Genomic DNA, 10,444 nt, shown 5'->3' on the forward strand with positions numbered 1-10,444 from the left:
GGAAGCCACGTCAGGAGCCTCGCTCACCGCGTCAGGAGGGGCGGCGGCTATATCAGGAATGGCTTACCGATTCGCCCAACTCCCACGGCCGCGCTATCTTGCCCACCTTACTTTTTCTCATGAAAGACTACTTAGCCACTATTGCCGCCGTGGCCGCCACTGGCCAGGCCACCGAGCACAGCTACCGCGCCGCCGTAGAGGGGCTGTTTCACCGCCTCTACCCGCAGCTCGAAATCACCAACGAGCCCCGCCGCCAAAAGTGCGGCGCCCCCGACTTTGTGGTGCAGCGCCACGGTGTACCGCTGGGCTACATCGAGGCCAAAGACCTGGGCAAAGACCTGAGCGCCGACGAGTACAAGGAGCAGTTTGGCCGCTACCGCCGCTCGCTCGACAACCTACTCATCACTGATTACCTGCACTGGCAGCTCTGGCAGCGCGGCGAACTGGTGCTCGAAGCCCGCATTGGCGACTACGCCAAGGGCCAGGCCGTGAAGGCCCGGCCCCAGGACTACCCCGCCTTTGCCGAGTTGCTGCAAGCCTTCGTGTCGGCGCAGGGGCAGCGCATCGGCTCGGCCGAAACCCTGGCCCAGCTCATGGCCGACAAGGCCCGCCTCTTGCAATACGTGCTGCTGCAAGCCCTCACCCACCCCGAGGTGCAGGTGAGCCCCAGCGGCCTGACTACGGCCACGGCCGGCTCGCTCGAAAGCCAGTACGCGGCCTTCCGGCAGATGCTCATCCACGACCTCACGCACGAGCAGTTTGCCGACATCTACGCCCAAACCATTGCCTACGGCCTCTTTGCCGCCCGCCTGCACGATGCCACCCCCGATACTTTTTCGCGGCAGGAGGCCCTGAGTTTGGTGCCCGCCTCCAACCCCTTTCTGCGCAAGCTGTTCAGCTACGTGGCCGGCACCGACCTCGACGAGCGCGTGGTGTGGATAGTGGATGCCCTGGCCGAGCTGTTTCGGCAGGCCGACGTGGCGGCCCTGCTCGCCGGCTTTGGGCAGCAGACCCAGATGACGGACCCGTTTCTGTACTTCTACGAAACCTTCCTGGGCCGCTACAACCCCGCCCTCAAAAAGAGCCGGGGCGTGTACTACACCCCGCAGCCGGTGGTGCGCTTCATCGTGCGGGCCGTGGATGAGGTGCTGCGCCGCGACTTTGGGCTGGCCGAGGGCCTGGCCGACACCGCCACTACTACGGTAGATATCCTGGTGCCCGAAATCAAGAACGGCAAGGCTACCGGCAAAGATGTGAAGGCCAAGCGCGAGGTGGCCCGCGTTCAGGTGCTGGACCCCGCCACCGGCACCGGCACGTTTCTGGCCGAGGTGGTGCGCCACATCCACGCCACCACCGGGGGCGGCGGCTTTTGGAATCAGTACGTGGACAAGCATCTTATTCCGCGACTGCACGGCTTCGAGATTATGATGGCCTCCTACGCCATGTGCCACCTCAAGCTGGGGCTGCTGCTCGAGCAGCTCGGCTACAAGCCCAACCCCACGCCACCCCGCCTCAGCGTGTACCTCACCAACGCCCTCGAAGAAGCCCACCCCGACAGCCATACCCTGTTCGCGTCCTGGCTCAGCGACGAGGCCCGCGAAGCCAACACCATCAAGCGCGACGCCCCCGTGATGGTGATACTGGGCAACCCGCCGTACAGCAGCAGCAGCACTAATAAAGGTGAGTGGATTTTGAATCTAATTCAGGATTATAAGCGCGGGCTGAATGAGCGCAAGATTAATCTGGATGATGACTACATTAAATTCATTCGCTACGCGGAACACTTTATTGAAAAAAATGGGCAGGGTATTATAGCCTTCATAGCTAATAATTCTTTCCTAGATGGAATTACACATCGCCATATGCGCAAGCATCTATTAGATACATTCGATTCGATTTACATAATCGACTTACACGGCAACGCTAAGAAAAAGGAAAAATCACCAGATGGCAGCAAAGATGAAAATGTATTTGACATACAGCAAGGTGTTGCCATTTTTATATTTGTTAAGAAACCCAATTCTGACAACAAGCTAACCGAACTTTACCAATATGATTTATATGGCTCAAGAGAGCACAAGTATCATTTACTTGAATCAAATAGCCTAGAAACTATAAAGTGGTGTAAACTAGCTCCACAAGTTGGCAGCTACTTCTTTTTTCCAGTAGATATTAAAGACCAAGTAGAATACGACTCTGGAATCAGTCTCGGAGAACTATTTCCCACTTATAATTCAGGCGTAAAAACTGACCGCGACCCTTTATTTATTGACTTAGATAAGGGGCCTTTGGAGCAAAGGATGCGTACTATGTTAGATGAAGATTATTCTGAGGACTTCAAAAATGAGTTTCGGGTTTACAATTCTGGCAGCTTCAATTTAACAGAAAGGCTGAAGAACAAAAGTTTTTCAGCCGAGTACATGACAAATATCCAATACAGGATTTTTGATAGCAGACCAATTTATTACGACAAGGAAATAATTAGCAGACCTGGGCAAAAAGCTTCCAAGCATATTTTCAATAGAGATAATATTGGCTTAATTTTCAAACGTCAGGCGAAAGATGATGGCACTAGCTATTCTTACGCCTTTGTTTCTGAGCATCTAATAATTGATGGGCTGTTCGCTATCGACCCTAAAGGCAGAGAAGTAATAGCTCCCCTCTACCTCTATCCCGACACCGGCGACCTCTACGCCACTGAAAAGCGCCGCCCCAACCTCAAGCCCGAGGCGGTGGCGCGGCTAGCCCAGGCCACGGGCCTCACGTTCGTGCCCGAGGCCACGGAGGCCCCCGGCACCTTCGCCCCCGTCGATGTGCTCGACTACGTGTATGGCGTGCTGCACCAGCCCGCCTACCGCCGCCGCTACCACGAGCTGCTGCGCATCGACTTCCCGCGGGTGCCGCTGCCCGCCTCGGCTGCGGCCTTCGGGGCCGTGGTGGCCTACGGCCGGCAGCTGCGCGAGCTGCACCTGCTGCGCCCCGCCGCCCTGCCCGTGCCCCTGCCCACCCGCACCGGCGGCGAAGGCCCCGGCACCGTAGAGAAGCCCCGCTACGACGCCGCCACCCAGCGCGTGTATTTTAACGCCAGCCAATACGTGGAGCCGGTGGCCCCCGCCGTGTGGGCCTTCCCCATCGGCGGCTACCAGCCCGCCCAAAAGTGGCTCAAAGACCGCCAGGGCCGCAGCCTCAGCTACGAGGAAAGCCGCCACTACCAGCGGCTACTAGCCGCGCTGGAAGGCACCGAGCGGCTCATGCGCGAGTGGGATGAGGGGCACGCGGAGTAAGGCATTCTAGCTTACTGATGCGCTAGTACAACTCAATAAGCACAAGTAGAATAATTATTTCTCATACAAACTTTCAAATAAAAGAACCATGCTTAACAAGACCAAAAGAGACGAGCTTTTTCAAATTATGCTCGACAGGAATATCTCTCTTAGTCTATTAGATGAGCCTATCGAACTGCCAGACCTATTCGAGTTGCGCTTTGAAACGTCTCCTTATTTTTTCAGGCTGACTCCACACGGGAATCCGCTTGACATTAATTACACCGTTGTATCTACACCAAAAACGGAGGTTCCCAATTTAATTGGATTTAATTGGCAAGGAGTCAAAGCTAACTTTCGCAAATGGGCTGACGACATGCACTCAGAATTATCAGGTTCAGACCTCTGGGCCGAAGCCGCCAAAACAGCCCAACTCTTTGCCCCCACCGATGACAAATTCACCCGCACCGAGCTGGCCGAAGTGCAGGGCCAGTTGCGGCTGTTGCAGCAAAGCTTTGCCACCGCCGCCCTGCCCGAGGCCGCCCGGCAAAAGCTGATAGAGCTGACCCAAACCGCCACCGTGAAGGCCGAAGGGCTCACTAAGAAGGACTGGCAAAACTGGATTATCGGCGGCTTCATCAGCGCCATTGCCTCCTGCGCGCTCAACCCGACCCAGGCCGCCGAAGTACTCAAGCTCGTGAAGGCGGCGTTTGGCGGGTTGTTTCTGCACTAGCGTCCGGCGCGGCGGCTTGTAGAATTACCTACTACTCACAAAAAAGCGGCCTGCTCTACTCGAGCAGGCCGCTTTTGCTTGGCTATTTAGGTAGCCTACTGCCCGCGCACAAACTTCACCTGCCCCAACTCCTCGCCGCCCGGCCCGCGCAGGCGCAGCACGTACACGCTGGGGGCCAGGGTGCGCGTGTCGAGCTGCGACTGGTACACGGCTTGGCTGGCCACGCGGCGGCCCAGGGCGTCGAAGATGTCGGCGGTGGTGCCGAGGGGCACGGCTCCGGCCAGGGTGAGGAAGTCGCGGGCGGGGTTGGGATACACTTGCAGCGTGGGGGCGTCGCCGGTCAGGGCCGGGTCCTGCTGCACGGTGCCGGGCAGGTCGGGTAGCCAGCTTTCGGCATCGACGGTGATGCTGGCCACGGGGCCATTGACGAGGGCGCTGAAGCCTTGGCTGGCCTGGGTCTGGTTGAGGCGCAGCACGCGGGTGCTGCCGTCTTGCAGGGTGAGGGTGTAGTCTACCTCGGTCTGGAAAAAGGGCGTGCGGGTGGGCAGCGAGGCTGTTTCATCTACGCGCAGGTAGAGGGTACTGCCCACCTGGTGCCAGCGTACGTTGAATTTAGGGTAGCCTTCGCCCCGGTACCATTGCTGAAAGAAGTAGTCGAGCGGCTGGCCTAGCTCGGCTTCAAACAGGCGCTGCAAGTCGGCGGTGCGGGCGGTGCGGCCGCTGTACTGGCTTTGGTAGGTGCGCAGCACGCGGTAGAAGCGGGCATCGTCGTGGCAGAGGTAGCGCAGCAGGTGCACCACGGCCGCGCCCTTCTTGTAGCTCAGGTTCGAGCTGAAGATGCGGCCCACGCTGGTGGTGTCGGGCACGCGCACGGTGCCGCTGCCGTTGCCGCCGTTGCCCTGGGCGGCGCGCTGGGCCTGGTCCATCCAGGCGCGGGCGGCAGTGGGGGTTGAGAAGGCTTGCAGCGACAGGTACTCGCCGTAGGAGGCGAAGCCCTCGTTGAGCCAGATATCCTCCCAGCTGGCGCAGGTCACGTTGTCGCCAAACCACTGGTGAAACAGCTCGTGGGCCGTGAGCGTGAAGTTGAAGCCGTCCTGGGTGGTCATGGTCTGGTGCTCCATGCCGCCGCCGATGGGGGCCATCGAGTGGCCGTACTTCTCATCGGCAAAGTAGTAGAGCCCAAACAGGTTGGAGAAGTTTTCGATAAAGCCCGGCGTGAGGTCAATCTGAGTTTTATAAAAATCGAGCGCCGCCTGGTTGTACACGTAGTTGACGATGGGAATGCGCGGCCCGCCCGCCGGGTTGGCGTAGTTGACGTACTCCAGGTACGGGGCCACGGCCACCGAAATGAGGTAGTAGGCGATGGCGTGGCGCGTGCTCCACTCGTAGCGCACCTTGTTGCCCGGCAAGAGCACCGTGCGCCGTAGCACGCCGTTCGAGCCCACCTTGTTAGGCAAAGTAGTCGTGACCGACACGGCCGAGGAGTCGGCCTTGTCCGTGAGCACCTGTTTGCAGGGAAACCACTCGTGGGCCGAAAACGGCTCCGACAAGCTCCAGGTCACGTTGTAGGGGTACTGCACACCGCCCTGCGAGTAGGAGCTGCGCGTGTTGAGGGCGTTGCCGATGGCGGCGCTGTTGCCATTAGGCGCGGTGCCGTGGTAGTAGATGCGCGCCTGCACCACCGCGCCGGCCGGGGCCACGGCGGGCAGCGCGGCGGTGGCGTCGTGGCCCTGCCGCCGCACGCCCGGCGAGCGCCGCCCGCCCACCACCACCGAGTCGATGAGCAGCGTGGCCGCGCCCGCCCCCGCCCCGGCCGGGGCCTGGTACAGCTCGAAGGCCAGCGAGTCGAGCGGCTGCGCGCCGACTTTCACCCGCATGATGGCGGAGCCGGCCACGTTGCGCGAGTTGTTTTCGAGGGCGATGTCAAGCTTATACCACTGCACGTCGTAGCGGTCCATCTGCTGGCGGTGGCGCACGCTGCTGGTGGCCACGGCCAGCGTGCCCGCGCCCTGCCGCTGGTGGGCCAGGGCGCAGGCGCGGGCGGCGGCCATGGGGTCGCCGGGGTCGAGGCGGGCGGGCGCGGCGGGTGCGGTAGGCTGGGCCTGGGTGGTGCCGCACCCGCCCACGAGCAGCACCAAGAGCAGGAGTCGTAGACAAAAATGCATAGCTGGTCGAATAAGCAGAAAAAATTGGCTTCTGGCGCGGCCCGAAGCTGGCGAGCCGCGCCGAAAGCCAGTAAATTTACTCCGGGGCAGTGGCAGCCAAGGCGCACAGCCTGACGGGGAATAAAATTCTGGTTTCCCGCGTTGGGCTGGCGAACGAGCCTGCCACCCTTACTAGGTCATGCAGAGCGCAGCAAAGCATCTCGCTCGCCTCGTTGCCAACGCAAAAAGTTACTGCGCCACGCGAGATGCTTCGCTGCGCTCTGCATGACCGTTCTTTCGCTTCTACCTTCTTTTTCAGCTCCCCGCCCGTCCCCGGCTTATCTCTTTTATCTATGATGCTTTCCTACCCTTCTTCCCACGCTACCTCTCTGGCCCGCTGGCGCGGGTGGCTCGGGCTCCTAGTACTCTTGCTGCTGGCCGCCGCGCCGGCCCGCGCCACGCACATCGTGGGCGGCGAGCTCGACTTGCAATACGTGCAGGGCGACCTCTACCAGCTGTCGCTGAATTTGTATTTCGACGCCATCAACGGTAGCCCCGGCGCGCTCGATGCCAACCTCACGGCCGGCATCTACGAGAAAGCTACCAACCGGCAGGTAACCACGCTGGTTTTGGCGCTGACCAGCAACCAGCCCCTGAATTATACCAACCCCGCCTGCGCGGTGGGCTCGCTCAGCACCCGGCGGCTGCTGTACCGCAACAGCCTCGTGCTGCCGGCCGGCACCTACAACAGCCCGCAGGGCTACTACGTGGCCGTGGAGCGCTGCTGCCGCAACGTCATCATTTCCAACATCGTCCAGCCGGCCGATGCGGCCCAGACCTTCTACCTGGAGTTTCCGGCCGTGGTGCGCAACGGGCAGCCGTTTCGTGATTCGACGCCCAGCATCTTCCCGCCCCTGGCCGACTATGCCTGCGCGGGCGAGCTGTTTTACTACGACTTTGCGGGCCAGGACCCCGACGGCGACTCGCTGGTTTACGACATGGTGACGCCCCTCAACGGCCACTCTACCCCCGCGCAGCCCAACCCCGGTCCGCTGGCCGGCCCCTACTCCAGCATCAACTGGCTGCCCGGCTACAGCGCCGCCAATCAGATACTGGGCACGCCGGCCCTCAGCATCGGGGCGCGCACGGGCCGCCTCACGGTGCGGCCCACGCGGCTGGGCTTATTTGTGTTTGGGGTGCGCTGCCAGGAGTTTCGGCGGGGCGTGAAGATTGGCGAAACCCGCCGCGACTTTCAGTTGCAAGTGCTCAGCTGCCCGCGCAACGCCGCCCCCAGCGTGCTGATGGTGCCCGGCACCAGCGGCGGCGTGGCCTACGTGCCCGGCCGCGACACGCTGCGCCTCACGCCCACCGGTCCGCGCTGCGTGCGCCTGCGCTTCACCGACCCCGACAATGCGTCGCAGCTCACGCTCAGCCTGAACCCGGCTACCTACTCGGGCCCGCTACCGACCCTCACGGGCACTACCACCGGCATGGTGCACAGCCCCGGCCGGCCCGATACGCTGGTGGCTACCTTGTGCTTTCCCGACTGCCTCGACACCCAGGGCAAGGTGAGTTATTTAAATGTAATCGTGGCCGATAACGGCTGCTCGCTGCCCAAGCGCGATACCGTGCGGGTGGCGGTCATCTCCATCCCAACGCCCAACGGCCTACCCACCCTCACCCACACGGCGGGCACTACCCTGCCGCTGCACGTGCGCGTGGGCCAGACGCTCACCTTCGGCCTGCTGGCCACCGACCCCGACAGCGACCCCATCACCTACACCCTCACCGGCAACAACGGCTTCGTACCGGGTAGTGTCGGGGCCGTGCTCACGCCGCAGGCCCAGAGCGGCACCCAGCGGCCGGCCCGCTTCGCGTGGCCCATCACCTGCGCGGCCGTCACCGACCCGCCCGGCCAGGTGCGCGAGCTTGTGTTTACGGCCACGGCCGTGACGCCCTGCGGGGTGCGGCAGGTAGCGCCCGTGGTTACGATTCCGGTGATTGTGGACTACAGCAACGTGCCGCCCGTGCTCACCACCACCTTCCCGCCCGACTCGGCGGGCGGGCCGCCGCTCATCCGCATGGACCTCGGCCGCCCCTACAACGCTACCCTCACCGGCCTCGACGCCGACCGCGACGCGCTGGTGCTGAGCGCCACCGGCCAGGGCTTCAACCTCGCCGACGTGGGCATGCGCTTCACCGCCACCGGCGGCGCGGGCCAGGCCCAGGCCACCTTCTCGTGGCTGCCCGCCTGCGACGGCGTGAGCGTGGTAAATGGCGTGGCCCGCGAGCTTACGGTGGTGTTTCAGCTTCAGGAAAGCACCTGCCGCGCCCAGCCGCAGTCGCGCACGGTGCGCTTCGCGGTGGCTCCGCCCAAGGCCCCGGAGTTTACGCCGCCCAACGTCATCACGCCCAACGGCGACGACAAAAATCAGTTTTTCCGGATGCCCACCCTGCCGCCCGACTTCTGCGACATGCGCTTTGCCGACGTCAAAATCTTCTCGCGCTGGGGCCGCCAGGTGTACGAGTCGAGCGCCCGCGAATTTCAGTGGGCCGGCGAGGGCACGGGCGGCGTGTACTACTACGTGGTCACGTTCATGAACGGGCAGCGGTACAAAGGGTGGGTCGAGGTAATCACTGATTAGCACGGATTTTTTCGGATTGCACGGATTTTGTGGACGACGCTGATTAGTCATCACCTCATTACTCCGAAAGAGATGAGGCGATGAGTAACGAAAAAGGCTACCTTCTCAGGTAGCCTTTTTGCCGTGGGTAGAAGATGGTCCGCGTCGTCCACAAAATCCGTGCAATCCGAAAAAATCCGTGCCAATCAGTGATTAATACAAGAATAAGAACACCGCGAACAGCACCACCCATACCGCATCCACAAAGTGCCAGTAGGTAGTGATGGCCTGCAACTGCCGCCGCCGGTAGGGATTGCGGATGAACACGAGCGTGCGGACGCCGTCGCGGGCCGCGTGCAGGGTGCGCAGCAGCAGCGCCAGCAGGTAGCCCATGCCACCCACGATGTGCGCAATGTGCACACCCGAGATAAAGTACACAAACGAGCCGCTGGGCTTATCATCAAACAGCACGTGTTGCAGCGTGAGCTCGCGCCAGCCCGCCAGCTGCAAGCCGCAGAAGATGCTGGCCAGCAGCAGCGTAGCCCCCAGGCAGCGCGCCAGGGTGGGCAGGTCGTCGGCGCGGTAGAGGCGCGTGGCCTGCCCCAGCACCAGCGACGACACCAGCAGCACGATGGTACTGAGCGAGAAAAAGCGCGGAAAAACGTGGCCGCCCGGCGCCTCGCCGCTGCGCGCCCGCGTGTACACATACAGCGCCACCAGCCCGGCAAACAGCACCCCGATGCCGAGCAGGCCGAAGTACAGCATCAGCAGGCGGGGCGGCATGCGCTCCATGCGGTGAAAGGCGGAAGTGCCGGCCGGCGAGCGGCCGGTGCCCAGCTGGCGGCGGTCGTGGTCAGGAGTTTTCAAAGGAGGAATAAGGCAAAGTAAAACGAGCAAGCGGGTCAGTTTCACGTGCCTTCTAGACCGCTGCCCCGCCTGCTACTAAAGCTTTTGGGGGCGCTTTAAGTTGCCGGCCCGGGCAAGTTTCAGGGCATTTTATCGACTCACTCGCCGGCCTTGTGCTTACTTAAAAAACGACCCAATCTTGCCCAGCACCGCGCTGAGCGTGATTTTGGGGCTTGTGCGGTCAGGCAGGCCGAAGGTGACGTAGGTTTTGCCCCCCACCCGCAGGTCGAGCACCAGCCCCAGCGTGCGGGCCAGGTCGTGGAGTTGCTGCAAAGGGTCGATTTTGGGCTTGGGCGGCTTGGGGGCACCGGGCGGGCGCGGCGGGCCGCTCGTGAGCATATCGAGCACCTCCTGGCTGGGCACGTTGAGGATGAGGTAAGAGCCCGAGGCGGCCAGCTGCAAGTCGTGCCCGCCCGGCCAGGTGAGCACCAGCCGGGCATCCACTTCGAGGCCCCTAGCCACGCGGGTGGCCGGGGTCGGGGTTGGTAGATGCAGCGCTGATGCTCAGGCCGCTGGGCGCGGGCGCGTCGCCCTTGGTGCGGATGCGCAGCGTGCCATTGAGGCGCCAGGTAGCGGGCGGGCCGGCGGGGTTTTGCTGGTTGGGCACTTGCAGCTCCATCTGGTCGAAGCCGCAGTTGAGCTCGATGCCGCCCGAGAGGCGCGTAAGCAGCGAGGCGGCCGTTTCGGCCCAGGAAGGTTGGTCTGGCATGGGGTGGATTGGTGAGGGAGTGGGAAGATGCTAGACATGAGACGTTAGACATGAGACATGAGAAC

The 10,444-nt window shown here is 62.3% G+C and carries 7 protein-coding genes; 3 read left to right on the top strand and 4 right to left on the bottom strand.

What is annotated here, in order from left to right; translation table 11 throughout:
• Positions 1 to 119: 119 nt before the first annotated feature.
• Together VFO93_RS02635 and VFO93_RS02640 are read left to right on the top strand one after the other, a co-directional pair.
• Positions 120 to 3,284, top strand: coding sequence for a type ISP restriction/modification enzyme (locus VFO93_RS02635; protein ID WP_325132763.1), 3,165 nt, complete (start codon positions 120 to 122; stop codon positions 3,282 to 3,284).
• Between the two features lie 355 nt (positions 3,285 to 3,639).
• On the top strand, positions 3,640 to 3,996 hold the full coding sequence (locus VFO93_RS02640; protein ID WP_325132764.1) for a hypothetical protein: 357 nt from the start codon (positions 3,640 to 3,642) through the stop codon (positions 3,994 to 3,996).
• 95 nt (positions 3,997 to 4,091) lie between these two features.
• Here the strand turns inward: VFO93_RS02640 and VFO93_RS02645 are convergent, their stop codons facing one another.
• Positions 4,092 to 6,161 carry a M1 family aminopeptidase gene (locus VFO93_RS02645; protein WP_325132765.1) on the bottom strand — a complete coding sequence of 690 codons (2,070 nt, stop codon included), beginning with the start codon at positions 6,159 to 6,161 and terminating at the stop codon, positions 4,092 to 4,094.
• A gap of 332 nt (positions 6,162 to 6,493) precedes the next feature.
• Here VFO93_RS02645 and VFO93_RS02650 point away from each other — a divergent pair, with 332 nt between their 5' ends.
• Positions 6,494 to 8,785, top strand: coding sequence for a gliding motility-associated C-terminal domain-containing protein (locus VFO93_RS02650; protein ID WP_325132766.1), 2,292 nt, complete (start codon positions 6,494 to 6,496; stop codon positions 8,783 to 8,785).
• 192 nt (positions 8,786 to 8,977) lie between these two features.
• Here VFO93_RS02650 and VFO93_RS02655 read toward each other — a convergent pair whose 3' ends face one another.
• From VFO93_RS02655 to VFO93_RS02665, 3 genes are all read right to left on the bottom strand, one after another.
• A complete protein-coding gene (locus VFO93_RS02655; RefSeq protein ID WP_325132767.1) occupies positions 8,978 to 9,631 on the bottom strand; it encodes a cytochrome c oxidase subunit 3 in 654 nt (217 codons plus the stop codon).
• Between the two features lie 156 nt (positions 9,632 to 9,787).
• Complete coding sequence (locus VFO93_RS02660; protein WP_325132768.1) at positions 9,788 to 10,132, bottom strand: hypothetical protein; 345 nt, start codon at positions 10,130 to 10,132, stop codon at positions 9,788 to 9,790.
• Entirely contained in the window at positions 10,125 to 10,379 is a 255-nt protein-coding gene (locus VFO93_RS02665; protein ID WP_325132770.1) for a hypothetical protein, read from the bottom strand. The genes VFO93_RS02660 and VFO93_RS02665 overlap by 8 nt, the downstream gene beginning before the upstream one ends.
• Positions 10,380 to 10,444 lie beyond the last annotated feature (65 nt).

Origin of the sequence: Hymenobacter sp., from assembly GCF_035709525.1 — a bacterium.
Taxonomy (GTDB): Bacteria; Bacteroidota; Bacteroidia; order Cytophagales; family Hymenobacteraceae; genus Hymenobacter.

Bases quoted from the DNA above. Each gene is read 5' to 3' on its own strand.
- VFO93_RS02665 (WP_325132770.1), bottom strand. From the start codon at position 10,379: ATGCCAGACCAACCTTCCTGGGCCGAAACGGCCGCCTCGCTGCTTACG.
- VFO93_RS02635 (WP_325132763.1), top strand. From the start codon at position 120: ATGAAAGACTACTTAGCCACTATTGCCGCCGTGGCCGCCACTGGCCAG.
- VFO93_RS02640 (WP_325132764.1), top strand. From the start codon at position 3,640: ATGCACTCAGAATTATCAGGTTCAGACCTCTGGGCCGAAGCCGCCAAA.
- VFO93_RS02650 (WP_325132766.1), top strand. From the start codon at position 6,494: ATGATGCTTTCCTACCCTTCTTCCCACGCTACCTCTCTGGCCCGCTGG.
- VFO93_RS02645 (WP_325132765.1), bottom strand. From the start codon at position 6,161: ATGCATTTTTGTCTACGACTCCTGCTCTTGGTGCTGCTCGTGGGCGGG.